This is a genomic window from Comamonas terrigena NBRC 13299, from assembly GCF_006740045.1.
GTDB lineage: Bacteria > Pseudomonadota > Gammaproteobacteria > Burkholderiales > Burkholderiaceae_C > Comamonas > Comamonas terrigena.
Genome location: NZ_AP019749.1, coordinates 4289009 through 4312044, shown reverse-complemented (window position 1 = coordinate 4312044; position 23036 = coordinate 4289009). Strand labels below are relative to the sequence as shown.

The 23036-nt window shown below is 64.3% G+C and carries 28 protein-coding genes and 1 tRNA gene; 23 read left to right on the top strand and 6 right to left on the bottom strand.

What is annotated here, in order from left to right:
• Window positions 1-4 precede the first annotated feature (4 nt).
• The 15 genes from rpsH to CT3_RS19435 all read left to right on the top strand — a co-directional run bounded on the left by rpsH (window position 5) and on the right by CT3_RS19435 (window position 8949).
• Complete coding sequence (rpsH, locus tag CT3_RS19505; protein WP_066541317.1) at window positions 5-400, top strand: 30S ribosomal protein S8; 396 nt, start codon at window positions 5-7, stop codon at window positions 398-400.
• A gap of 24 nt (window positions 401-424) precedes the next feature.
• The gene (gene rplF / locus CT3_RS19500) at window positions 425-958 is read left to right on the top strand and encodes a 50S ribosomal protein L6 (protein ID WP_066541315.1); all 534 of its coding nucleotides are present in this window, start codon (window positions 425-427) and stop codon (window positions 956-958) included.
• A gap of 11 nt (window positions 959-969) precedes the next feature.
• The gene (gene rplR, locus CT3_RS19495; protein WP_066541313.1) at window positions 970-1335 is read left to right on the top strand and encodes a 50S ribosomal protein L18; all 366 of its coding nucleotides are present in this window, start codon (window positions 970-972) and stop codon (window positions 1333-1335) included.
• 16 nt (window positions 1336-1351) lie between these two features.
• On the top strand, window positions 1352-1873 hold the full coding sequence (gene rpsE, locus CT3_RS19490) for a 30S ribosomal protein S5 (RefSeq protein ID WP_066541309.1): 522 nt from the start codon (window positions 1352-1354) through the stop codon (window positions 1871-1873).
• Between the two features lie 14 nt (window positions 1874-1887).
• Complete coding sequence (rpmD, locus tag CT3_RS19485) at window positions 1888-2070, top strand: 50S ribosomal protein L30 (protein WP_066475638.1); 183 nt, start codon at window positions 1888-1890, stop codon at window positions 2068-2070.
• Window positions 2071-2081: 11 nt separating this feature from the next.
• Complete coding sequence (rplO, locus tag CT3_RS19480) at window positions 2082-2516, top strand: 50S ribosomal protein L15 (protein ID WP_066541308.1); 435 nt, start codon at window positions 2082-2084, stop codon at window positions 2514-2516.
• A gap of 19 nt (window positions 2517-2535) precedes the next feature.
• Window positions 2536-3852 carry a preprotein translocase subunit SecY gene (gene secY, locus CT3_RS19475; RefSeq protein WP_066541306.1) on the top strand — a complete coding sequence of 439 codons (1317 nt, stop codon included), beginning with the start codon at window positions 2536-2538 and terminating at the stop codon, window positions 3850-3852.
• Between the two features lie 134 nt (window positions 3853-3986).
• Complete coding sequence (gene rpmJ, locus CT3_RS19470) at window positions 3987-4100, top strand: 50S ribosomal protein L36 (RefSeq protein WP_003050535.1); 114 nt, start codon at window positions 3987-3989, stop codon at window positions 4098-4100.
• A 25-nt stretch (window positions 4101-4125) separates the two neighbouring features.
• Window positions 4126-4491, top strand: a complete 366-nt coding sequence (gene rpsM, locus CT3_RS19465; protein ID WP_066541304.1) for a 30S ribosomal protein S13 — start codon at window positions 4126-4128, stop codon at window positions 4489-4491.
• Between the two features lie 12 nt (window positions 4492-4503).
• Entirely contained in the window at window positions 4504-4908 is a 405-nt protein-coding gene (rpsK, locus tag CT3_RS19460; RefSeq protein ID WP_066541302.1) for a 30S ribosomal protein S11, read from the top strand.
• A gap of 90 nt (window positions 4909-4998) precedes the next feature.
• On the top strand, window positions 4999-5622 hold the full coding sequence (gene rpsD, locus CT3_RS19455) for a 30S ribosomal protein S4 (RefSeq protein WP_066541300.1): 624 nt from the start codon (window positions 4999-5001) through the stop codon (window positions 5620-5622).
• 107 nt (window positions 5623-5729) lie between these two features.
• Entirely contained in the window at window positions 5730-6728 is a 999-nt protein-coding gene (locus CT3_RS19450) for a DNA-directed RNA polymerase subunit alpha (RefSeq protein WP_066541298.1), read from the top strand.
• A 136-nt stretch (window positions 6729-6864) separates the two neighbouring features.
• Complete coding sequence (rplQ, locus tag CT3_RS19445) at window positions 6865-7251, top strand: 50S ribosomal protein L17 (RefSeq protein ID WP_066541296.1); 387 nt, start codon at window positions 6865-6867, stop codon at window positions 7249-7251.
• A gap of 24 nt (window positions 7252-7275) precedes the next feature.
• Window positions 7276-7352, top strand: a tRNA-Met gene (locus tag CT3_RS19440).
• Window positions 7353-7698: 346 nt separating this feature from the next.
• Window positions 7699-8949: an Hsp70 family protein gene (locus CT3_RS19435; protein ID WP_066541294.1), complete on the top strand. Its 1251-nt coding sequence runs from the start codon at window positions 7699-7701 to the stop codon at window positions 8947-8949.
• 24 nt (window positions 8950-8973) lie between these two features.
• Here the strand turns inward: CT3_RS19435 and rsmI are convergent, their stop codons facing one another.
• Entirely contained in the window at window positions 8974-9909 is a 936-nt protein-coding gene (gene rsmI / locus CT3_RS19430; protein WP_066541292.1) for a 16S rRNA (cytidine(1402)-2'-O)-methyltransferase, read from the bottom strand.
• Between rsmI and CT3_RS19425 the strand changes: the two genes are divergently transcribed.
• From CT3_RS19425 to CT3_RS19415, 3 genes are all read left to right on the top strand, one after another.
• Window positions 9909-10322 carry a YraN family protein gene (locus CT3_RS19425; protein WP_066541286.1) on the top strand — a complete coding sequence of 138 codons (414 nt, stop codon included), beginning with the start codon at window positions 9909-9911 and terminating at the stop codon, window positions 10320-10322. The two genes, rsmI and CT3_RS19425, sit on opposite strands and share 1 nt — an antisense overlap.
• 125 nt (window positions 10323-10447) lie before the next feature.
• Window positions 10448-11044: an SIS domain-containing protein gene (locus tag CT3_RS19420; RefSeq protein ID WP_066541284.1), complete on the top strand. Its 597-nt coding sequence runs from the start codon at window positions 10448-10450 to the stop codon at window positions 11042-11044.
• On the top strand, window positions 11041-11700 hold the full coding sequence (locus CT3_RS19415; protein ID WP_172591761.1) for a BON domain-containing protein: 660 nt from the start codon (window positions 11041-11043) through the stop codon (window positions 11698-11700). The genes CT3_RS19420 and CT3_RS19415 overlap by 4 nt, the downstream gene beginning before the upstream one ends.
• Window positions 11701-11789: 89 nt before the next feature.
• On the opposite strand, the gene CT3_RS19410 is transcribed toward CT3_RS19415, so the two are convergent.
• Entirely contained in the window at window positions 11790-12692 is a 903-nt protein-coding gene (locus tag CT3_RS19410) for an NAD(P)-dependent oxidoreductase (protein WP_066541279.1), read from the bottom strand.
• Window positions 12693-12897: 205 nt separating this feature from the next.
• Here CT3_RS19410 and CT3_RS19405 point away from each other — a divergent pair, with 205 nt between their 5' ends.
• The 3 genes from CT3_RS19405 (at window position 12898) to CT3_RS19395 (ending at window position 15466) form a co-directional block, all read left to right on the top strand.
• Window positions 12898-13626: a YggS family pyridoxal phosphate-dependent enzyme gene (locus CT3_RS19405; protein WP_066541277.1), complete on the top strand. Its 729-nt coding sequence runs from the start codon at window positions 12898-12900 to the stop codon at window positions 13624-13626.
• A 140-nt stretch (window positions 13627-13766) separates the two neighbouring features.
• Window positions 13767-14903 carry an aminotransferase class V-fold PLP-dependent enzyme gene (locus CT3_RS19400; protein WP_066541276.1) on the top strand — a complete coding sequence of 379 codons (1137 nt, stop codon included), beginning with the start codon at window positions 13767-13769 and terminating at the stop codon, window positions 14901-14903.
• 179 nt (window positions 14904-15082) lie between these two features.
• Window positions 15083-15466, top strand: a complete 384-nt coding sequence (locus tag CT3_RS19395; protein ID WP_225608885.1) for an FKBP-type peptidyl-prolyl cis-trans isomerase — start codon at window positions 15083-15085, stop codon at window positions 15464-15466.
• 193 nt (window positions 15467-15659) lie between these two features.
• On the opposite strand, the gene CT3_RS19390 is transcribed toward CT3_RS19395, so the two are convergent.
• Complete coding sequence (locus tag CT3_RS19390) at window positions 15660-15902, bottom strand: DUF3297 family protein (protein ID WP_066541273.1); 243 nt, start codon at window positions 15900-15902, stop codon at window positions 15660-15662.
• Window positions 15903-16086: 184 nt separating this feature from the next.
• Here CT3_RS19390 and CT3_RS19385 point away from each other — a divergent pair, with 184 nt between their 5' ends.
• Complete coding sequence (locus CT3_RS19385) at window positions 16087-17370, top strand: DUF445 domain-containing protein (protein WP_066541271.1); 1284 nt, start codon at window positions 16087-16089, stop codon at window positions 17368-17370.
• A gap of 7 nt (window positions 17371-17377) precedes the next feature.
• Here the strand turns inward: CT3_RS19385 and CT3_RS19380 are convergent, their stop codons facing one another.
• Window positions 17378-18787, bottom strand: a complete 1410-nt coding sequence (locus CT3_RS19380) for an ATP-binding protein (RefSeq protein ID WP_066541269.1) — start codon at window positions 18785-18787, stop codon at window positions 17378-17380.
• The gene (locus CT3_RS19375) at window positions 18784-19443 is read right to left on the bottom strand and encodes a response regulator (RefSeq protein ID WP_066541267.1); all 660 of its coding nucleotides are present in this window, start codon (window positions 19441-19443) and stop codon (window positions 18784-18786) included. The genes CT3_RS19380 and CT3_RS19375 overlap by 4 nt, the downstream gene beginning before the upstream one ends.
• Before the next feature lie 141 nt (window positions 19444-19584).
• Between CT3_RS19375 and CT3_RS19370 the strand changes: the two genes are divergently transcribed.
• Window positions 19585-21357 carry a phosphoethanolamine transferase gene (locus tag CT3_RS19370; protein ID WP_227657837.1) on the top strand — a complete coding sequence of 591 codons (1773 nt, stop codon included), beginning with the start codon at window positions 19585-19587 and terminating at the stop codon, window positions 21355-21357.
• A 111-nt stretch (window positions 21358-21468) separates the two neighbouring features.
• On the opposite strand, the gene CT3_RS19365 is transcribed toward CT3_RS19370, so the two are convergent.
• Window positions 21469-22854, bottom strand: a complete 1386-nt coding sequence (locus CT3_RS19365; RefSeq protein ID WP_066541264.1) for a class I SAM-dependent methyltransferase — start codon at window positions 22852-22854, stop codon at window positions 21469-21471.
• Between the last annotated feature and the right edge of the window lie 182 nt (window positions 22855-23036).

The window sequence follows — 23036 nt, the reverse complement described above, 5'->3', positions numbered from 1 at the left end:
CAAGATGAGCATGAGTGATCCTATCGCCGACTTGCTGACCCGCATCCGCAACGCCCAAATGGTGTCCAAGGCCACCGTGTCGGCTCCTTCCTCCAAAGTGAAGGTTGCCATTGCACAAGTGCTGAAGGACGAGGGCTACGTTGACGGTTTCGAAGTCAAGACCGAAGACGGCAAGTCTGAACTCGTTATTACCCTGAAGTACTACGCCGGTCGCCCTGTGATCGAGCGTATCGAACGTGTGAGCCGTCCTGGCCTGCGCGTGTACAAGGGCAGCAACGCAATCCCCCAGGTCCAGAACGGTCTGGGCGTGGCCATTGTCACCACTCCCAAGGGCGTGATGACCGATCGCAAAGCACGTGCTACCGGTGTCGGCGGCGAAGTGCTGTGCTATGTGGCCTAACGGACATTAAGGAGAAATACTGAAATGTCTCGCGTAGCAAAAGCTATTGTGACCATCCCCGCTGGCGTGGATGTGTCTTTGAATGCTGACTCCATCAAGGTCAAGGGCAAGGGCGGTGATCTGTCCCTGGCTATGAACGCTCTGGTGGCTATCAGCAATAACGACGGCAAGCTGTCGTTCGCACCCGCTAATGACTCCCGTGAAGCTGACGCTCTGGCCGGTACTTTCCGCCAGTTGGTCAACAACATGGTCAAGGGCGTGACCGAAGGCTTCGAAAAGAAGCTGTCGCTGATCGGCGTGGGCTACAAGGCCGCTGCACAAGGTTCCAAGCTGAACCTGGCTGTGGGCTTCTCGCACCCCGTCAACTTCGAGATGCCTGCCGGCATCACCGTTGCTACCCCCACTCCGACCGAAATCGTGATCAAGGGTGCTGACCGCCAAGTGGTGGGTCAGCTGGCTGCTGAGATCCGCGCCGTTCGTCCTCCCGAGCCTTACAAGGGCAAGGGCATCCGCTATGTGGGTGAGAAGGTCGTGATCAAAGAGACCAAGAAGAAGTAAGGAGCTGCATTATGTTGACCAAGAAAGAGCAGCGTCTGCGTCGTGCACGTCAAACCCGCATTCGCATTGCACAGCAAGGCGTGGCGCGTCTGAGCGTGAACCGCACCAACCTCCACATCTACGCCTCCGTGGTGTCGGAAGATGGCACCAAGGTGCTGGCTTCGGCCTCCACTGCAGAAGTCGAAGTGCGTTCGCAAATCGGCGCTGCAGGCAAGGGTGGCAACGTGGCCGCCGCCACGCTGATCGGCAAGCGCATTGCTGAAAAGGCAAAGGCTGCTGGCGTGGAGAAGGTGGCTTTCGATCGCGCTGGTTTCGCATACCACGGCCGCGTGAAGGCCTTGGCTGAAGCCGCTCGCGAAGCGGGCCTGCAGTTCTAAGCGGAGCGGATAGAAAATGGCAAAGTTTTCCCCCAAGGTGCAAGACGAAGGTCGTGACGACGGTCTGCGCGAAAAAATGATCGCGGTGAACCGCGTCACCAAGGTTGTGAAGGGTGGCCGTATCCTCGGCTTCGCTGCACTGACCGTGGTTGGCGACGGTGATGGCCGCGTGGGTATGGGTAAGGGCAAGTCCAAGGAAGTGCCCGCAGCCGTGCAAAAGGCAATGGAAGAATGCCGTCGCAATCTGGTGAAGGTTTCGCTCAAGAGCGGCACCATCCACCACTCTGTGATGGGTCACCACGGTGCTGCTCGCGTTGAGCTGCACCCCGCCCCCAAGGGTACCGGCATCATCGCTGGCGGCCCGATGCGCGCTGTTTTCGAAGTGGTCGGTATCACCGACATCGTGGCCAAGAGCCACGGCTCTTCGAACCCCTACAACATGGTTCGCGCCACGTTCGACGCTCTGCAAAACGCTACGACCCCTGCGGAAGTGGCTGCAAAGCGCGGCAAGTCGGTTGAAGACATCTTCACCGCCTGATCGGAGTTCAGCACATGACAACGCAACAAACCGTGAAGGTGCAATTGGTGCGCAGCCCCATTGGCACCAAGCAAGATCACCGCGCTACCGTGCGCGGTCTGGGTCTGCGCAAGCTGAATAGCATCAGCGAACTGAAGGACACCCCTGAAGTGCGCGGCATGATTAACAAGATCGCCTACTTGGTGAAGGTTCTCTGAAAGGATTGATGATGGAACTCAATAGCATCAAGCCTGCAGACGGCGCCAAGCACGCCAAGCGTCGCGTGGGTCGCGGTATCGGTTCTGGTCTGGGTAAGACCGCCGGCCGTGGTCACAAGGGTCAGAAATCGCGTTCGGGTGGCTACCACAAGGTGGGCTTCGAAGGCGGTCAAATGCCTCTGCAGCGTCGCCTGCCAAAGCGTGGCTTCAAGTCGCATCTGCTGAAGTTCAATGCAGAAGTGACCCTGTCCGCTCTGGAGCAACTGGGTCTGGCTGAAGTTGATCTCGCCGCACTGAAGCAAGCTGGCCTGGTGCCCGCTATCGCTCAGGTGGTGAAGGTCATCAAGAGCGGCGAAATCAGCAAGGCTGTGAAGCTGAGCGGTATCGGCGCTACTGCTGGAGCCAAGGCTGCCGTTGAAGCTGCCGGCGGCAGCTTCGCTGAATAAGATCTGAAAGAAGACATCCGTGGCTACTAGCGCAGCGCAAATTGCAAAAACTGGCAAGTTCGGTGACTTGCGTCGCCGACTGGTTTTTCTGCTGCTCGCGTTGGTCGTGTACCGCATCGGGACTCACATCCCGGTGCCGGGAATCGACCCTGCGCAGCTGCAACAGCTGTTCAATGGCCAGCAAGGCGGTATCCTCAATCTGTTCAACATGTTCTCGGGCGGCGCCTTGTCGCGCTTCTCGGTGTTCGCTCTGGGGATCATGCCGTACATCTCGGCATCGATCATCATGCAGCTGATGTCTTATGTCATCCCGACATTCGAACAGATGAAGAAGGAAGGTGAGGCGGGTCGTCGCAAGATTACCCAATACACCCGCTATGGCACTTTGGGCCTGGCAATCTTTCAATCCCTGGGTATTGCAGTCGCTCTGGAAAGCCAAGCAGGTCTGGTGTTTGCTCCAGGCATCGGTTTCCGCCTCACGGCGGTGGCCAGCCTGACAGCCGGCACCATGTTCCTGATGTGGTTGGGTGAGCAGATCACGGAACGTGGTCTGGGCAACGGCATCTCCATTCTGATCTTTGCTGGTATCGCCGCAGGCCTGCCCAGCTCGATCGGTGGATTGCTGGAGCTGGTGCGCACCGGTGCCATGAGCATTCTGGCCGCGATCATCATTGTTCTCGTGGTGGCTGGCGTGACGTATTTCGTCGTGTTTGTCGAGCGAGGCCAACGAAAGATCCTGGTGAATTACGCACGCCGTCAAGTCGGCAACAAGGTGTATGGTGGCCAGTCTTCGCACTTGCCGCTGAAGCTGAACATGGCAGGTGTGATTCCTCCCATCTTCGCTTCGTCCATCATCCTGCTGCCCGCAACGGTGGTGAACTGGTTCAGTGCAGGGGAGTCCATGCGCTGGCTGAAGGACATCGCAGGTGCTCTGACCCCCGGTCAGCCCATCTATGTGATGCTCTACGCAGCCGCCATCATCTTCTTCTGCTTCTTCTACACCGCCCTGGTTTTCAACAGCCGGGAAACTGCGGACAACCTGAAGAAGAGCGGCGCCTTCATCCCCGGGATTCGTCCTGGTGACCAGACGGCTCGCTACATTGACAAGATCCTGGTGCGTTTGACACTGGCTGGTGCTGTCTACATCACCTTTGTGTGCTTGCTGCCCGAATTCCTGATCCTGAAGTACAACGTTCCGTTCTACTTCGGTGGTACATCGCTGCTGATTATTGTGGTGGTGACCATGGACTTCATGGCACAGGTGCAGAACTACATGATGTCTCAGCAGTACGAGTCACTGCTGAAGAAGGCCAACTTCAAGACATCTGGCAATTAAGCAAGAAATGGTCTATCCTTGCGGGTTCGCCCGTAAGGTGCCCCAACCTCGTGAAGAGCCCTGCGCATTCTTGTCGGTCACAGGCAGTGTCCAGGACAAGAAAGAGCTCGGATGAAAAGTTTTAGGAGAATGAAATGAGAGTTTCGGCTTCGGTCAAGAAAATCTGCCGCAACTGCAAGATCATCCGCCGCAAGGGTGTGGTGCGCGTGATCTGTACCGACCAGCGCCACAAGCAGCGCCAAGGTTGATTGAAAGTATTAGAGGACTACTAATATGGCACGTATCGCCGGCATTAACATCCCGCCGCACAAGCATGCTGAAATCGGCCTGACCGCCATCTTTGGCATTGGTCGTACCACTGCACGCAAGATCTGCGAAGCATGCGGCATCGATTACTCCAAGAAGGTCAAGGACCTGACTGACGCTGATCTGGAAAAGATCCGCGACCAGCTGACTCCCATGACCCTGGAAGGTGACCTGCGTCGCGAGACCACGATGAACATCAAGCGTTTGATGGACATCGGTTGCTACCGTGGTTTCCGTCATCGTCGTGGCCTGCCCATGCGTGGTCAACGTACCCGCACCAACGCTCGCACCCGCAAGGGTCCGCGCAAGGGCGCAGCGGCTCTGAAGAAGTAAGGATAGATCACTATGGCAAAGTCTCCTTCTAACAACGCAGCTCAACGCGTGCGCAAGAAAGTTCGCAAGAACATTTCTGACGGTATCGCTCACGTTCACGCTTCGTTCAACAACACGATCATCACCATCACCGACCGCCAAGGCAACGCTCTGTCGTGGGCCTCGTCGGGTGGCCAGGGCTTCAAGGGTTCGCGCAAGTCGACTCCCTTCGCTGCTCAGGTCGCTTCGGAAGTGGCCGGCCGTGCTGCTATCGAACAAGGCATCAAGAACGTGGACGTGGAAATCAAGGGCCCCGGTCCTGGCCGCGAATCTTCGGTTCGCGCCCTGGGTGCTCTGGGTATCCGCATCACTTCCATCTCGGACGTGACCCCGGTTCCCCACAACGGCTGCCGCCCTCAAAAGCGTCGTCGTATCTAATCTGTACTGAAGACCACCGCCGCCCTGGGTGTTTCACCCTGGGCGGCTCCCGTGCGTTATTGGCACGGTAGATGAAACAAAGGAAATCAAGTGGCACGTTATACCGGCCCCAAGGCCAAACTCGCCCGCCGTGAAGGCACCGACCTGTTCCTGAAGAGCGCTCGCCGCTCCATCGCGGACAAGGCCAAGTTCGACTCCAAGCCCGGCCAACACGGTCGCACCTCGGGTCAGCGTACGTCTGACTTCGGTCTGCAACTGCGTGAAAAGCAGAAGGTCAAGCGCATGTACGGCGTGCTGGAAAAGCAATTCCGCCGCTACTTCGCTGAAGCCGACCGCCGCCGTGGCAACACCGGCGCCATGCTGCTGACCCTGCTGGAAAGCCGCCTGGACAACGTGGTGTACCGCATGGGCTTCGGCTCCACCCGCGCTGAAGCACGCCAACTGGTGTCGCACAAGGCCATCACCGTGAACGGCAAGTCCGTGAACATTCCTTCCTTCATGGTCAAGGAAGGCGATGTGGTCGCTCTGCGCGAAAAGTCCAAGAAGCAAGCCCGCGTGGTCGAAGCCCTGCAACTGGCTTCGCAAGTTGGCTTCCCCGCTTGGGTGGAAGTGAGCCTGGACAAGGCTGAAGGTACCTTCAAGAAGGCTCCTGACCGCGACGAATTCGGCGCCGACATCAACGAATCTCTGATCGTTGAACTGTACTCGCGTTAATTTTCCCGGTTTTTAGCAACCCGTCCCTACGGCGCGAGGCATCGCGCCGTAGGTGCTTCACCAGCCTTACCGGTGTAACGAGCCGGGGGTATTGAGAGGAAGTCTGCATGCAAACAAATCTGCTGAAACCCAAGACGATCAATGTAGAGCAGCTGGGCCACAACCGTGCCAAAGTGACCCTGGAGCCTTTCGAGCGCGGCTACGGCCATACGCTGGGCAACGCCCTGCGTCGCGTGTTGCTGTCGTCCATGGTGGGTTATGCAGCGACGGAAGTCACGATTGCTGGCGTGTTGCACGAGTACTCGTCCATCGACGGTGTGCAAGAAGATGTGGTGAGCATCCTCCTGAACCTCAAGGGCGTGGTGTTCAAGCTGCACAACCGTGATGAAGTCACCCTGAGCCTGCGCAAAGACGGCGAAGGTGTGGTCACCGCTGGTGACATCCAGACTCCGCACGATGTGGAAATCATCAACCCTGATCACGTCATCGCCACCCTGTCGCAAGGCGGCAAGCTGGATATGCAGATCAAGGTGGAAAAGGGCCGTGGCTATGTGCCCGGTAACGTGCGCCGCTATGGTGACGAGTCGACCAAGTCGATCGGCCGTATCGTGCTGGACGCATCGTTCTCGCCCGTGCGCCGCGTGAGCTACAACGTGGAATCCGCTCGCGTGGAACAGCGTACCGATCTGGACAAGCTGGTCGTTGAAATCGAAACCAACGGCGCCATCAATGCCGAAGACGCCGTGCGCGCATCCGCCAAGATCCTGGTGGAACAACTGGCTGTGTTTGCACAGCTGGAAGGCGAGTTCGGTGAAGGCGGCATCCTGCAAGCCGGCGGCAACCAACGTGCCAACGCAACGTTCGATCCGATCCTGCTGCGCCCTGTGGATGAGCTGGAACTGACCGTTCGCTCGGCCAACTGCCTGAAGGCAGAAAACATCTACTACATCGGTGATCTGATTCAGCGCACCGAAAACGAGCTGCTCAAGACGCCTAACCTGGGTCGCAAGTCGCTCAACGAAATCAAGGAAGTCCTCGCTTCGCGTGGCCTGACCTTGGGCATGAAGCTGGAAAACTGGCCACCCGCTGGCCTGGAAAAGCGTTAATCAGACGCTTTTTTCAGCATCACGCTATAATCTGCGGCTCCCCACCCGAGAGGGTGGTGGGCCGCAACATTTATACAGTGCACCGGGCAGTACCTGATACGGCTTGCCCGCAAACATCAAATCAAAGGAAAGCACCATGCGTCACGGTCACGGCCTCCGCAAACTGAACCGCACTTCGTCTCACCGCAAGGCGATGCTGCAAAACATGATGAATTCGCTCATCGAGCACGAAGCCATCAAGACCACCGTCCCCAAGGCCAAGGAACTGCGCCGCGTGATCGAGCCCATGATCACCCTGGCCAAGGTTGACTCCGTTGCCAACCGCCGTCTGGCTTTCGACCGTCTGCGCGACCGTGACAGCGTGACCAAGCTGTTCAACGTGCTGGGTCCCCGCAACGCCAAGCGTCCTGGCGGCTACACCCGTATCCTGAAGATGGGCTTCCGCGTGGGCGACAACGCTCCCATGGCCTATGTGGAACTGGTTGAGCAAGAAGAAGTGGCTCAAACCCAAGCTGCAGAATAATTCTGTGCTATAATTTGGACATATCGCGAGGTGGAGCAGTCTGGTAGCTCGTTGGGCTCATAACCCAAAGGTCGTTGGTTCAAATCCAGCCCTCGCAACCAAATTCATCAACGCCTGCTGGAAACAGCAGGCGTTTTTGTTTTTGCATCTCCCATGCCCCATCGGAGCATCGGCTCCGCCGGCGTCGCATGGGTCTGGAGGCACAGCCGGCACGATCTGTGCAGCGCTGGAGAGCGGGCGCCCAGGCATTCGCCGTGCACCGGTGCTGCGGGGCAGTGCAGGACCCACGCAGCGGCCTGTATCTGCTGGCTTTGCACCTATGCGCCGCATGCGCCTTGCTACCAGGCGCATGCCTTTGTCTTGAATCTGAAGCGGTTGCGGCAGCGACCGCGCCTCTTTGGAAGAAATGCAGCCCGCTTTCGGCAGCGGCTGCCCCCGGAATTCGCTATGCAGACCCTCACTGGCACCACCCTTGGCATCGACTTTGGCACATCCAACTCCGCCATGGCCTGGCGCCAGGGCGCGCGTACGGCACAGCTGCTTGCGCTGGAAGGCGGCGCCACCGGCATGCCCACGGCGCTGTTCTTCAATACGGAAACCCAGGGCACGCACTTTGGCCGTGACGCCATGCGCCAGTACCTGGCGGGGGAAGACGGTCGGCTGATGCGCTCGCTCAAAAGCCTGCTGGGCAGCAGCCTGCTGCAGGACAAGACGGCCGTGCATGGCCAGATGGTCAGCTACCAGGACATCATTGCGCTGTTCCTGAAGCAACTCGCCCAGCGAGCCCAGCGGGAGCTGGGCGGCTTGCCCGAGCGCGTGGTGCTGGGCCGCCCGGTGCATTTTGTCGACGCCCACCCCGAGCGCGATCGCCAGGCGCAGCATGCGCTGGAGCAAGCCGCGCAGGCCGCCGGTTTTGCGCAGGTGGAGTTCCAGCTGGAGCCCATTGCCGCCGCGCTGGACTACGAACAGCGCCTGGAGCGCGAGACCGTGGTGCTGGTGGTGGACATCGGCGGCGGCACCTCCGACTTCACCGTGGTGCGCCTGGGGCCGCAGCATGCGGGCAAGCCCGACCGCACGGCCGACATCCTGGCCACCAGCGGCGTGCACATCGGCGGTACCGATTTTGACCACCGCCTGAGTGTGGACACGGCGATGCCGCTGCTGGGCCTGCGCCACACCGGGCCCAGCGGCCGCGAAGTGCCCAGCCGGGTGTTCTACGACCTGGCCACCTGGCACCTGATCCAGTGGCAGTACAGCCCCAAGGCGCTGCGCGATGCGCAGGCCCTGCGCACCGACTACCGGGACCCGCAGCTGCACCAGCGCCTGATGGCGGTGCTGGAAGAACGCCTGGGCCACCGCCTGGCCGATGCGGTGGAGCAGGGCAAGATCCAGGCTTCCAGCACCGGCGGCGATGCCCTGCTGGACCTGGGCTGGCTGGAAACGGGTCTGCAGACCGGCATCACCCAGGACGGGCTGCACCGCTCGCTGCAGGCACCGCTGGTGCAGGTGGTGGAGTGTGCCCAGCACTGCGTGCAGCTGGCGGGTTTGCCGGCCGGGGGCGTGGATGCCATCTACCTGACCGGCGGTTCGTCTGCACTGCGTACGCTGCGCGATGCGCTGGCCCAGGCCTTCCCGGCCGTGCCTCAGGTGGAAGGCGATCTGTTTGGCGGGGTGGCCACCGGCCTGGCTTACGCCTGAGGCCTGTCTAGGCGCTGCGCCTGCTTATGCGGCTTCGTCGCCGTCCTGGTCCGCACGCTTGAGCTGCAGCGCCAGGTCATACAGCTGGTTGCGGTTGCCGCCGGTGATGTCGGCCGCCAGCTTGACGGCGGTCTTGGTCGGCAGCTCGGCCAGCAGCAGGCGCAGCACCCGTTCGGCGTCGCCGTCGTCCTGGTGCACGGCCACCGGGTGCAGCACCACCACAAACTCGCCCTTGGCGCGGGTGGCGTCGCCATTCAGCCAGGCGGGCAGGTCCTGGGCGGCATGGGTGCTGATCTGCTCAAACTGCTTGGTGATTTCGCGCGCCAGCGTCACCGGGCGCTCACCCAGCACGGCCAGGGCCTTGGCCAGCTCGTGGATGCGGTGCGGGGCTTCCAGCAGCACGGTGCAGCGCGGCTCGGCCGACAGCCGCTGCACGGCGGTCTGGCGCTCGGCATTCTTGGTGGGCAGGAACCCGGCAAACACAAAGCCGCCATCGGTCTGGCCCGGCGGCACGCAGCCGGCCACGCTGATGGCGCTGGTGATGCTGCTGGCACCCGGCAGCGGCATGCAGCGCAGCCCGGCCGCCTGCACGGCGGCGCACAGGCGCGCGCCGGGGTCGCTGACGCCGGGGGTGCCGGCATCGCTGACATAGGCGATGCGCTGGCCCTGCTGCAGGCGTGCGATCACGCCGGCGGCGGCTTCGGCCTCGTTGTGCTGGTGCACGGCCAGCAACTGGCTGCCGGGGCGCTCCAGGCCATAGCTGCGCAGCATGCCCTGGGTGTGGCGCGTGTCTTCACAGGCCACGGCGTCGACCAGCTGCAGCACATGCAGGGCGCGCAGCGAGATGTCGGCCAGGTTGCCGATGGGCGTGGCCACCACATACAGCGTGCCCTGCGGATAATTCTGGGCAGCCGCTGCCTCGCGGGCAGCATGCAGGGCCGGAGCGAAAGAGGTGCTCAATGGGTTTCCTTGGAAAAAAGCCGCCGCTGGAGGCAGAAAAGCCGCCGCCGGAGGCGGCCACAGGTCGCACGCCGGGGCAGCAGGCCGAAGACCGGGCGTTGCGCCATGCGCTGGCGCGCGGCTGGCGGCTGATAGAACGCAATTATCGGACGCCTGGGCGCGGTGGGGGCGAGATAGACCTTATCTTGCGTGCCGCGGATGGCATGGTGGTGTTCGTGGAGGTGCGCAGCCGCACCAGCAGCCAGTTCGGAGGGGCCGATGGCAGCATCCATGCGGCCAAGCGCCAGCGCATCGTGCTGGCCGCCCGCCACTGGCTGGCGCGCCAGCCGTCGGTGCCGGCCTGCCGCTTTGATGCGGCCCTGGTGCAGCAGGACCAGCTGCAGTGGCTGGAGGCGGCCTTCGACGCAGAATGAGGCCGGGCGGCAGCGCCTGCGGCCCGCCGCTGCCGGGCTTCGTTGCCCCAGGGGCGTTGCACACAGTGCCAGCACAAACTTTCTGCTACCAAAGGTATAACGCAGCACAGGTATCATCGCAGCCCATGCTAGAGCTACGTATCCAACAGCATTTCATCGACAGCGCCGACCTGAAATACCAGGCCGCCCAGGCGCTGAGCCAACCCATTGCCTTGGCCGTGCAGGCCATTCTGGCCAGCGTGACCAGTGGCGGCAAGGTGCTGGCCTGCGGCAGCGGCGTGTCCGCCAGCCAGGCCCAGACCTTTGCCACGCTGTGCGTGACCGGCTTCGAGCGCGAACGCCCCGAGCTGGCCGCCATGGCCCTGGGCAGTGATGGCGGGCTACTGGGCGGCTCGGCCGGTACGGCGCCGGGCTCGCAGTATCTGGCGCGCCAGGTGCGTGCGCTGGGTCAGGCGGGCGATCTGCTGCTGGTGATCTCGGTCAGCGGCAACGACCACAGCCTGCTGGAAGCCGTGGATGCGGCGCACGAGCGAGAAATGATGGTGGTGGTGCTCAGCGGCCATACTGGCGGTGCCCTGGCTTCCCGGGTGCGCGAGACCGATGTGCTGATCTGCGTACCGCATGAGCGGGCTGCGCGCGTGCGCGAAGCCCATGAGTTGGTGGTCCATTGCCTGTGCGACGGCGTGGACACACAGTTGCTTGGCGAACAGGAGATGTTATGAAGCGAATGGGTTCCCCTCTGGTACGCGCAGTCTTGGCTGCGGCAGCCATCACTGCAGGCCTGTCGGGTTGCGTCCCCCTGGTGGTCGGTGGCGGCATGGCCACCGCCGCACTGTCGGCGGCCGATCGACGCACGACCGGTACGCAGGTGGAAGACCAGGGTATCGAGCTGCGGGCGCAGGACCGCATCCGCCAGTCCCCGCTGAACGAGCGCAGCCGCGTCAACATCACCAGTTTCAACCGCAAGGTGCTGATCACCGGCGAAGTGCGCAACGAGCAGGACAAGCAGGAAGTGGCTCGCATCGTGCGCGATGTGAACAATGTGGACGGCATCCACAACGAGCTGGAAGTGACGCCGTTTTCCTCTTCGCTGGGCCAGCGCAGCAAGGACACCATGATCACCAGCCAGGTCAAGGGCAGCCTGATCAATGCGCGGGATCTGCAGGCCTCGGCCATCAAGGTGGTGACCGAGATGAACGTGGTCTACCTGCTGGGCATCGTGACCGAGCGTGAGTCCCGGCGCGCCGCAGAAATTGCCCGCGGTGTGAACGATGTGCGCAAGGTGGTGCGGGTGTTCGAGCTGACCACCGAAGATGCACTGGCCAACTACATGCCCGGCAGTGCGCCGGTGACGCGCGACCCTGCGGCAGAGAATTGACCGCCAGGCGTTGCTACGCCAAACGCCAAATGCAGAACGGCAGCCGTGAGGCTGCCGTTTGTTTTGGTGGGCCGCCGAAGCTGCGCGGATCAGCGCAGGCGGCGGATCAGGCTGGAGGTGTCGTTGCGACCGCCGTCCATGGCCTGCACATCGGCGTAGAACTGGTCCACCAGAGCGGTCAGCGGCAGGCGGGCGCCATTGCGCTTGGCCTCGTCCAGCACCAGACCCAGGTCCTTGCGCATCCAGTCCACGGCAAAGCCGAAGTCGAACTTTCCTTCCACCATGGTCTTGCCGCGGTTTTCCATCTGCCAGCTCTGGGCGGCGCCCTTGCTGACCACGTCCAGCACCTTGTTCACATCCAGTCCAGCCTTTTCACCGAAGGCAATGGCTTCGGACAGGCCTTGCACCACGCCGGCAATGCAGATCTGGTTGACCATCTTGGTCAGCTGGCCCGCGCCGCTGGCGCCCATCAGCGTGAAGGCGCGCGAGAAGCACTGGGCCACCGGTGCCACGGTGTCGAACACGCTCTGGTCGCCGCCGCACATCACCGTCAGCGCACCATTCTGGGCACCGGCCTGACCGCCGGAGACCGGGGCGTCGATGAAATGCTGCCCCTGGGCCTGTGCCGCGGCATACAGCTCGCGGGCCACTTCGGCCGAAGCGGTGGTGTGGTCGACAAAAATGGCGCCCGCCTGCATGCCGGCCAGGGCGCCGTCGGCGCCCAGCACCACGGAACGCAGATCGTCGTCATTGCCCACGCAGCAGAACACGATGTCGGCGCCCTGGGCCGCCGCACACGGCGTGGCGGCTTCGGCGCCGCCGAATTCGGCCACCCAGGCCTGGCGCTTGGCGGCACTGCGGTTGTACACGGTGACCTGGTGGCCTGCCTTGGCCAGGTGTCCGGCCATGGGGTAGCCCATGACGCCCAGGCCCAGGAAGGCAACTTTGCGGGAAGGAGTGGCAGCGTAATCGCGGGGGGTGATGCTCGACATGTCGGTGGATCAGAAAGGCAGAAAGCAGCGCACAGACGCTGCGGCGAAGCCCCCATGGTGACACAGGCGGCCCCGCTTGTCGCCCCTTCTTGCGACAGATCAGACACTGGTGAAGTGGACGCCGGCGGGGCCCTGCTCCGGTCCCGGGGGCGGGTTGTGCGGGCTGTCTCCAGGTGGCACAAGGGTTTGGTACGCTCCACGGCTTATGACGACCATAGCCGAGAACCTTCAGCGCATACACAGCCGCATGGCGCGCGCCTGCGATGAGGCACAGCGCCCCCACGCCAGCGTGGGTCTGCTGGCCGTGTCCAAAACCTTTGGTGCCGATGCCGTACGCGAGGCGGCGCTGGCCGGCCAGCGCGCCTTTGGCGAGAACTACATCCAGGAGGCGGTGGACAAGATCGCCCAGGTGCGTGCCATGGCCGATGTGCCCCCGCTCACCTGGCACTGCATAGGCCCGATCCAGAGCAACAAGACCCGGCTGGTGGCCGAACACTTTGACTGGGTGCACACGGTGGACCGGCTGAAGATTGCCCAGCGACTGTCTGACCAGCGGCCTGCCGGCCTGCCGCCGCTGCAGATCTGTCTGCAGGTGAATGTGGACGGAGGCGAGACCAAATCCGGCTGCAGCCCGGAGGAGGCGCTGGCACTGGCCCAGGCCATTGCCGCCTTGCCGCAGCTGCAGCTGCGAGGGGTGATGAGCATTCCCGACCCCCAGCCGACCCCCGAGGCCATGCTGGCCGTGCACCAGCGCGTGGCAGCCGTGTTTGCGCAGATCCGCGGCAGCGGCCTGCCGGGGCTGGAGGCCTTCGACACCCTGAGCCTGGGCATGACCGACGATCTGGAACTGGCCGTGCAGGCCGGCAGCACCCTGGTGCGCGTGGGCAGCGGCATCTTTGGCCGCCGCAGCTACCCGGCGGCGCCTGTCGCCTGAGTGCGCGCCACCGTGATGGCCTGCGCCAGATCAGCCGAAGGGGGACAGACGGCATATTAAGATGGGGACATACCTGTCCGACCCGGTGGTCACAGAGCCATCCGCCGGACCTGATCCATAGCTCAAGGAGATACCCCTTCATGCCCGGACTGTTGCCCGATATCGATCCCGATGGACTGCTGGAATTCTCGGTGGTCTACACCGACCGCGCCCTGAACCACATGTCCAAGCGCTTTGCCGGCGTGATGCAGGACATTCTGGGGACGCTCAAAGAGGTCTACCACGCCCACACCGCCGTGCTGGTGCCTGGCAGCGGCACCTTTGGCATGGAAGCCGTGGCGCGCCAGTTCGCCAATGGCGAGAAGGTGCTGATCGTGCGCAACGGCTGGTTCAGCTACCGCTGGACGCAGATCTTCGACACCGGCAACTTTGGCCTGGGCGGCGGTGCCGTGGTCTGCAAGGCGCGCAAGCAGGGCGAAGGCAGCCAGGATCCGTGGACACCCTGCCCCGCACAGGACGTGGCCGACACCATCCGCGCCGAGCGCCCCAAGGTGGTGTTTGCCCCCCATGTCGAAACGGCCAGCGGCATCATGCTGCCCGACGACTACATCCGCACCATCGCCGATGCGGCCCATGATGTGGGCGCGCTGATGGTGCTGGACTGCGTGGCCTCCGGCGCCATGTGGATCAACATGGAAAAGACGGGCGTGGACGTGCTGATCAGTGCGCCGCAAAAGGGCTGGAGCAGCTCGCCCTGCTGCGCCATGGTGATGCTCTCGGCCCGTGCACGCGAAGCCATCGAACACACGCAAAGCTCCAGCTTCTCCTGCGATCTGAAGAAGTGGATGCAGATTGCCGAAGGCTACGAAAAAGGCCAGCACGCCTACCACACCACCATGCCCACCGACGCCCTGGTGCGCCTGCGCGACGTGATGCTGGAAACCCGTGCCTACGGCTTCGAGAAGGTGCGCGAGGAACAGATCGCCCTGGGCGACCAGGTGCGCAAGCTGCTGGAGTCGCGCGGTTTCCCCAGCGTGGCGGCCGGCGGATTCAAGGCCCCGGGTGTGGTGGTGAGCTACACCACCCACCCCGACATCCAGAGCGGCAAGGCCTTCCTGAATGTGGGCCTGCAGACCGCTTCGGGTGTGCCGCTGATGTGCGACGAAGGTCCGGATTTCAAGACTTTCCGGATCGGCCTGTTTGGCCTGGAGAAGTGGCACAACGTGGACCGCACCGTGGGCCATCTGCGCGATGCGCTGGACCGCATCGGGGTGTGATGCCCTCTGAGTCGGTGTGTGCCTTTCCCTGCTCCGGCGGCGCCGCAGGGGCAGCCCCAGCGCGGTGCACCGGCCTGTTGTATGGTTGAAAGGGCCGTTCCGGTGCAGCGCATGCGCGGGCACGGCCCCAGTGAAAGGAAATTCCCATGTTTGTACGCATTGCAGGCGCTGCCTGCCTGATGGGCGCGATGCTGGCCGGCCACGCACTGGCACAGTCGCAACCGGTGACCTCGGCCAGCGGCCTGGTCTATGAAAGCCTGAAGGAAGGCACGGGCGCGAGCCCCAAGGCCACGGACAAGGTGAAGGTGCATTACCGCGGCTACTTTCCGCAGACCGGCGCGGATTTCGACAGCTCCATCACCCGGGGCGAGCCGATCGAGTTCCCGCTCAACGGCGTGATTCCCTGCTGGACCGAAGGCGTGCAGAAGATGAAGGTGGGGGGCAAGGCGCGCCTGACCTGCCCACCGGGCATTGCCTATGGCAGCCGTGGTGCGGGCCGGGTGATTCCGCCCAATGCCACGCTGATGTTTGAAGTCGAGCTGCTGGGCATCAACGGTAAGTAAGCGCCGCGGCGTGCCGCCGGTCGGCGGCCGCTTCCGCCCGATGCCGCGCTGCGGGGCGCATCGGGTGCAGGGGTATGGCCTGCGGCACGGTGGCACAGGCTGGCGAGGAGTGGGCATGCGCGGGCCCGCCCACGCCCACGCGGTCCATCTGCCTGGGGCGGGGACAGCCTTGCGGCAGGCCCCGCCCGTGGGCTTACTTGTAGAACACCTCGACCGGGCCCTTGAGCTTGATCAGCAGCGGGTAGCCCTTGCGGTCCACGGTCTTGCCGGCAGGCACACGCACCCAGCCTTCGCTGATGCAGTATTCCTCCACATCGAAACGCTCCTTGCCGTTGAAGCGGATGCCGATGTCGTGCTCAAAAATCGCGGCCACATAGTGGGGGCTGCGCGGGTCGATGGACAGGTGGTCGGGCAGTTCGGGGCGGGTGTCGCTCATGGTGCAGGTCGGTCAGAAAGTTGTGAATGCCCGGATTGTCCGGGATTTGCCTTGGCCCTGGCGCCCGCTGCCGTGCTGCGGCTGCGGGAGCGCCCTACACCGGGCAGCCACCAACGCGTGCTAGGCTGAAACCGCCGCTGGAGCAGATGGGCTGCTGCAGCGCGCCGGAGTGAACCGCACGCCTATGACTTCGACTGCATCCGCACTGCAACGCGCCAAGCGCCTGGCGCTGGGTTTGCTGCTTCTGGTGACGGCCGTGTTTGTGGCCACGCATTTTCTGCACCAGACGCTGCTGGTGCGCTGCCTGCAATCCGTGGCCGAAGCCGCCATGGTGGGCGCGCTGGCCGACTGGTTTGCGGTGTCGGCCCTGTTTCGCCACATCCCCATTCCCTGGGTGCAGCGGCACACGGCGATCATCCCGCGCAACAAGGACCGTATCGGTGAGAACCTGGCCGTGTTCGTGCGCGACAAATTCCTGGATGCGCCCTCGCTGGTGGCACTGCTGCGCCGCCACGATGCCGCCCAGTCGCTGGCCGACTGGCTGGGCGCGCCCGGCAACAGCCAGCTGCTGGGCCGCCAGCTGGCCCGCCTGGCCCAGGCCGGGCTGGAGATGGTGCAGGACCGCCAGGTGGAGCGGTTGCTGACCCAGACGCTGCGTGGCGTGCTGGCACAGGTGGACCTGTCACGCTCGCTGGCCACGGTGCTGGGGGCATTGACGCAAGGCGGGCGCCACCAGGCGGTGCTGGACGATGTGCTGCGCCGCATCGGCGGCGTGCTGCAGCAGGCCGATACGCACCATTTCATTGCCGAGGCCATCGTGCAGTGGCTCAAGCGCGAGCACCCGTTGAAGGAAAAAATGCTGCCCACCGACTGGCTGGGCGACAAGGGCGCCGAATTGGTGGCCCAGGCGCTGGAAAGCCTGCTGGACGACATTGCCCACAACCCCCAGCACCGCATGCGCGAGGCCTTCGATGCGGCCGTGCAGCGGCTGATCGTACGGCTGCAGAACGACCCGGACTACGCCGCGCGCGCCGAGCAGGCGCGCCACTATCTGCTGCACGACGAGAAGCTGGCCGCCTATCTGCGCGACCTGTGGAGCGGCATGCGCCAGCGCCTGGAGGCGGATCTGGACAACCCGAAATCCCATATCGCGCGCAAGCTGGGCGGTCTGGGGCGCTGGCTGGGCCTGTCGCTGGCGCAGGATGCGGCGCTGCGCCGCTCCATGAACGAACGGCTGGAGCGCTGGGCGCAGGCGCTGGCGCCCGAGGTGTCGGAGTTCATTGCCCGCCACATCCGCGAAACCGTGCAGCGCTGGGACGCGCGCGAGCTGTCGGCCCTGGTGGAGCAGCACATCGGAAAGGACCTGCAGTTCATCCGCATCAACGGCACCCTGGTGGGCGGTGCCATCGGTCTGCTGCTGTTTGCCTTCAGCCACCTGCCCGAGCTGCTGCGCAGCGTACCGCGCTGAACGGTCATCACGTCAGCGGCTGGGGGGCTGATGCCAGATCCTCTTCGGTGATGGTGGCAAACACCAGCCGCACTTCCAGCCCCTGTGCCTTGCCGGGCGGAGGCGACAGCAGCTCCAGCTGGGCGCTGTGCCGGTCGGCAATGCTGCGCACAATCGACATGCCCAGCCCGTAGCCGATGTGGCGGGTGTCACCGCGCACATGGCGCTCCTGGATCTGCAGGCGCTGTGTCGCATCCAGGCCAGGACCGTCGTCGCGTACGACCAGGGCCGGTGGCTGGCGCAGCACGGTCAGCACCACCTCGCCGCCGGAATAGGTGAGGGCGTTGTCGATCAGGTTGCGCAGCGCAATGGCCAGTGTGTCCATATCGCCCTGCACCCAGACCGGTGCCGCATCCTCGGGTGGCTCCCAGTCCAGTCGCCGCTGGGCGCGGGGGTGCTGCCAGAACTCCTGGGCCATGGTGGTGGCCAGCTGCAGCAGATCGATGGTGTGAAAGCGCGCGGTGTTCCCCGCTTCGGCACGTGACAGCTGCAGCAGCCGCTCGGTCCGGTGGCTCAGGGTTTCCAGGGCGGTGAGGGCGGTTTGCGCCTCGCCCACGGCAATCTGTGTGCTGCCTTGCAGCTGGGCCTGCTCCACCGCCGTGTGCAGCCGCAGCCGCACGGAGGCCAGCGGGGTGCGCAGCTCGTGCGCGGCATTGGCGGCCAGAGCACGTTCCACATCCAGGGCCTGGTGCAGGCGGTCCATCAGCTGGTTCACGCCTTCGCCCACCTGGCGCAGCTCCAGCGGCAGGTCCTGCAGTACCAGGGGCTGCAGATTGCTGCTGCTGCGCTCAGTGATTTGCTGCTGCAGCCATTGCACGCTGCGCAGTTCCTTGCGGGCAATGTGGCGGATCAGGCCGGTCAGCACCGGCAGCATCAGCAGCAACACGGTGATCAGGCCAGTCAGTGTGCCGCTGCGGATTTCGGCACGTTCGCCCAGCGGGTCGGCCAGCTGCAGCCACAGGTCGTCCTGCGGCGTGTACAGCGTGTAGATGCGGTGTTCGATGGAGTTGTGAAACCCCGGCTTCAAGGGGGCGTCGAACGGTGTGATGGGGGCGCCGCGCGAGCGCAGCAGCACCTTGCCGTCGGGGGTGCGCACTTGCAGCAGCAAGGGTTCCGGATGGTCGTCACCGGGCACCTCCCCCATGGTCAGTATCTCCTGGTCCGGGGTGTCCGCGTCGATGCGCGACTGGCGCACGTCCAGCAGGGCCGGGTAGAGCTGGCGGTGGGCACTCTCCACCAGTTCGGTGTCGAAGTTGTGCTGGATCTGGGCATCGACATACCAGGCGACCAGGGCCGTGCCCAGTGCCCAGACGGTGATCACCGCCACCACCAGCGGGCGGGTCAGGCGGCGGGCCAGGCTGACGGGGGCGGACTTCATGCCACCGCCAGCCGGTAGCCTGTGCCGCGCACGGTCTGTATCAGGGGGCTGCCCAGTTTGCGGCGCAGCCGGCTGATGAACACCTCCAGGGTGTTGCTGTCCGAGGTGCTGTCCCATTGGTAGAGCGCCTCCAGCAGCCGCTCGCGGGTGAAGGTCTGCTCCGGCCGGCTGGCCAGCACCCGCAGCAGGGCCCATTCCTTGGGCGTGAGCACCACCGGCAGGCTGTCGACCTTGACCACCTCGCGCGCCAGGTCGATGCTGACGGGGCCCCGCTGCAGCACCGGGCTGGCCTGGGCACTGCGACGGCGTTCGATGGCGCGCAACCGGGCCAACAGCTCCTCGGGGTCATAGGGTTTGACCAGGTAGTCGTCCGCGCCGGTGTCCAGGCCGCGGATGCGGTCGCTGACCTGGTCGCGAGCGGTCACCACCACCACGGTGGGGGCATCGTCCCGCCGGGGCAGGTGCTGCAGCAATTCCAGTCCATCGCCGTCAGGCAGGTTCAGGTCCAGCAGGATGGTGGCGTAGTGGGTCACGGCCACCAGGGCGCGTGCAGTCGTCAGGTCGGGTGCCAGATCCACCTTGAATTGCTTGCTGTGCAGATAGCCCAGCACCGCCTGGGCCAGGGCTGCATCGTCTTCCACCAACAGTATTCGCATGGTGCAGGATCATGAACGGAAAACACCAGTGTAGAGACGCTGGCAGTCCGTGTTGAAAAAGGCGGCTTTGCACGAGAGCTGAATGGAGTCTGAACAGAGGGTTCACTGCAGGTTCAGCTTGGGGCCCTACTGTACGGGCCCATGCACAATATGTTTCCCGGCCGCGGCGATGCCATCGCTGCGGTGGCACTCCCCATGTCCGATTCCGTTTCTGCCGCCGATGCTGCGCCGCCGCATGCCGGCCGCCGCTGGCGCTGGCCCGTGCTGCAGCTCTCGCCCCGCACCGTGGCCGGGGTGCTGGTGCTGTGGTGTACCTTGCTGCTGAACCAGGCCCTGTGGCACAAGCTGGCAGGGCTGGCCGATTTCTCGGACCCCTGGATGCTGCGCCGGGCGGTGATGGCGGTGCTGGTGGGCTGTGCCACCTACCTGTGGTTCATGCTGTGGTCCTGGCCCCGCCTGCGCCGGGGTGCCTGGAGTGCCATCCTGGTGCTGTCCGCGGTGGTGCAGTACTACATGCTGCACTACGGCATGGTGATGGACAGCAGCATGGTGCGCAATGTGATGCAGACCAACTTCACCGAGGGCATGGCGCTGTTCAGTCCGCTCATGCTGGTGCATGTGGCAGTGTTTGCCGGACTGCCGGTGCTGTGGCTGTACCGTGGTGTGCGCTGGCAGGAAAGCCGGGGGCGGCGTGCCTGGGGCCTGTCGGCCCTGGCGGTGCTGCTGGCGCTGGGCACCCTGCTGGGGGGCAGCGTGGCCATGTACCGCCAGCTGGCGCCGCTGATCCGCAACCACACGGAGATCCGCTTTCTGATCAACCCCCTGGCCACGGTGGTGTCGTTCGCACAGGTCACGCTCAAACCCATTTTCAAGCCGAACCGGCCGTTCCGCGCCATCACGGAGGGCGCTGCCCTGGGCAGCAGCTATGGTGCTGCGTCGGCCGTTGCTGCCGCCACGCACAAGCCGCCGCTGCTGGTGCTGGTGGTGGGAGAGACCACGCGCGCCGACCACTTCGGCCTGAACGGCTACCCGCGTGACACCACGCCCGAACTGGCGGCGCGCCAGGTCATCAACTGGCGCCAGGCCTGGTCCTGCGGAACCAACACGCTGGCGTCGGTGCCCTGCATGTTCTCGCACCTGGGTAAGTCGGGCTATGAAGGCCGCAAGTTCGAATACGGCAGTCTGATGGACGTGCTGCAGGCCGCCGGTCTGGGTGTGGACTGGCTGGACAACCAGGCCGGCTGCAAAGGCGTGTGCGACCGCATTCCCCACGCCCAGGCCGACCAGGTGGCCACGCCGGCCGAGGTCAAGCAATGGTGCAAGGACGGGGAGTGCCTGGACCAGCTGATGGTGGGCCTGCTGGACCAGCGCCTGCAGGCGCTGCCCGAAGCCGCACGCAGCAAGGGCGCGGTGCTGGTGCTGCACCAGATGGGCAGCCACGGACCGGCCTACTACCGCCGCTCCAGTGCGCAGACCAAGCAGTTCAAGCCGGAGTGCACCACGCACGTGACCTCGGACTGCAGCCATGCCGAACTGGTCAATGTGTATGACAACAGCATGCGCGAAACCGACCTGTTTCTGGCCAGGACCATCGACTGGCTGCAGAAGAAGCAGGACCAGTACGCGACGGCACTGATGTACGTGTCCGACCACGGAGAATCCCTGGGCGAGAACGGCCTGTATCTGCATGGCCTGCCCTATGCGATTGCCCCCGACACGCAAAAGCATGTGCCCTGGGTGCTGTGGCCGGGCAGCCTGCAGGCGCGCACCGGCATGAAAGAGGCCTGCGCCCGTTCCGGGGTGGACCAGCGCATCACCCACGACAACTACTTCCACACCGTGCTGGGCATGCTGGATGTGCGCAGCCCGCTCTACAAGCCGGAGCTGGACATGCTGGCCACGTGCCGTTCGTGACGCCGCTGCCGCACTGCAGTGCAGCGTAAAAAAAAGGGGCACTATCGTCCCTTTTTTGTTCCCGTTTTCGGCCCCCAGCCCGCGACGCGGTGCGCGGTGCGGGGCACACGCTTAAGGCATCGGAATGGCGCTGCCCGCGGCCGCATGGGCCTGGTAATGCACGGCCGGCTGGCCGCAGGGGCGCAGGGCCAGCGCCGCATTCAAGCGTTCCAGCATGGCTGATGTGGCTGGGGCCAGGGATGCGTCGGCCTGCCAGTCCGGCCGCACGAATTGCACCCAGCCCACCCAGGCCAGCAGCTGCAGCAACTGGCTGACCGCGCCGGGCTGCTGGGCATACAGCGGCAGCTGCACCAGCTGGGCATAGCTTTGCGGGCCCTTCTGCAGCGCCGCCAGCAGCGGGGCCACATGGGCCATGGGCATCTGCACCGGACCGATGCGGGTGTCGAGCGTGAAGGCGGCCGGCAAGGACGCCTGCAGCGAGGGTGCGGCAGGCAGCAGGGCGATGCGCTGCGACAGCAAGGCGTGGCGGTGTGCGTCGGCGGACAGCATATTGCCCTGGGGGTGCTGGCACTGGTAGAGGTCGCGGCGCTGGTTCTGGTTGCGGGCAATGTCCTTGAAGGTTTCCTGGGCGGCCACGCTGCAGCCTTGCTGGCGCAGGCGGTTCAGCAGCGGCAGGGACTGTTCGGGCAGCGACGCACCGTCGATGTTTTCCAGCAGCGTGGCACTGCCGGCGTAATCACAGCCGGCCCGTGCGAGATCGGCCATGACATCGGCCACGTGCAGGGACTCCCAGTGCGCGTTCAGAAATTCATGGGCGATGTAGCGGCGGTCCATGCCGCGCAACTGGCCCAGTTCCGCCGCAATGCGCGGATGTTCGCTGCAGTAGCCGGTGCCGGCTTCGGTCATCTGCTGCAGCAGGGCCAGGCCGGCATCGGCCTTGTCCGTGGAGCCGCCGGCCATGCCCTGCGTGGTCAGGTGTGCCAGTTTTTGCGCGGCGGCCATGGAGGCGGAGCCGGGCTGGCTCATATAGGCCAGGTACAGCACACCGCCGGGCTGCAGGTGGCGTTCCAGCAGCTGGCGCAGGGCGGCGCGGTTGCTGGCGCTGATCCAGGAGTACACCCCGTGGCTGACGATGAAATCACAGGGGGGCAATGCGGCATCGGTCGAGTGCAGCGCGGCCTCAAAGCTCTGGCACACGAAGCGCACATTGGCCACGCCCACCGCCTGTGCCAGGGCCTGTGCCTGGGCGATGGCATCCGGATTGAGGTCCAGACCGATGAAATGTCCCCGTGGGTTGGTGGCCGCCGCAATGACCGTGCTGATGCCTGTGCCGCAGCCCAGTTCCAGCCAGGTGTAGGGCTGCTGCAGATCGGGTGTGCGGCGCCCCAATGCCTGCAGGGTGCTGCACAGCCAGACGGGCATGAGCTCGCGGTGGAAGTAGTCGGGGTAGGCCACGTCGGTGACGTAGCCATCCAGGTGCGCGGCAGGGGATGTCATGGGGCGGCAGGGGGAAGAAACAATGCAAAAGCCTGCAGCCAGAGCTGCAGGCTTGATGGTGTCACAGCTGCGGGTGCGCGGACTGCCCGGGTGGGCAGGTCCGCGTGTGCTGCAGTCTGCGACAAGCGCTGGAAGTTGCCCCTGCCGGGTACAGCGCCGGGGCTGCACCGGGCACAGGGGCG